The organism is Brachyspira sp. SAP_772 (assembly GCF_009755885.1).
In the GTDB taxonomy this organism is placed as follows: domain Bacteria; phylum Spirochaetota; class Brachyspiria; order Brachyspirales; family Brachyspiraceae; genus Brachyspira.
Genome location: NZ_VYIX01000107.1, coordinates 1 through 799, shown reverse-complemented (window position 1 = coordinate 799; position 799 = coordinate 1). Strand labels below are relative to the sequence as shown.

General features: G+C 18.3%; 1 protein-coding gene. It reads left to right on the top strand.

All coding sequences use genetic code 11. From position 1 onward, the window contains the following. Positions 1-94 precede the first annotated feature (94 nt). The coding region (locus GQX97_RS12880; RefSeq protein ID WP_198391242.1) for an alpha-1,2-fucosyltransferase at positions 95-799 on the top strand (705 nt) is incomplete at its 3' end.

Here is a 799-nt window from a genome sequence, read left to right as displayed (position 1 = left end):
ATATTACATATAAAAAAATAAAAAACTTGAAAAATAGTGTTATTTATATATAATTACTTTGTATTTTATGTAATTAATAATTTTAGGGCTATTAATGAGTAACAATAATTCAATAGTAGTAATGCAAGTATGTGATGGTTTTACTGATCAAATTCTTAAATTATCTTTTTCTCTTTTTATTCGTGATACATTTAATAGAAATGTGAAACTAGATTTAACTTTTTATGATAATAATAAAAAAGATTTTTTAGGTATAGACAATAGAGAGTTTATATTAACTAAATTATTTAATAATATAAAATTTGAGGCAGCTACTCAAGAAGAAATACAAAAATCCAAAGAAAATTTTATAGACCATAGTTTTGGTAAAGATAAGATATTATCTGAATTAAAAAATACAAATAAAAGTGTATATTTAGACCATAAAATGGTATGGATAGAATATTTTTATAATCTAGACTTTACTAAATATTTTTTACTTGATGATTATTTATATAAATTATTAAATGATAAACAAATAAATATTTTAAATGATATTAATAGCAATGAATCTGTAGCTATACATATTAGAAGAGGTGATTATATATATTTTGCTAATATGGTTAATATTAAAATTCCTTCTATTGATTATTATTTAAAATCTTTTGAATACTTTTATACTAAAAATAAACATTCTAAATTCTATATATTCTCCAACAACATTCAATATGTTAAAGATAATATTATACCTTTTATTCAAGATGTTTATAATTATGAAATAATAGATGGAAATAAAGAATATGTAGATTTTTATTTGATA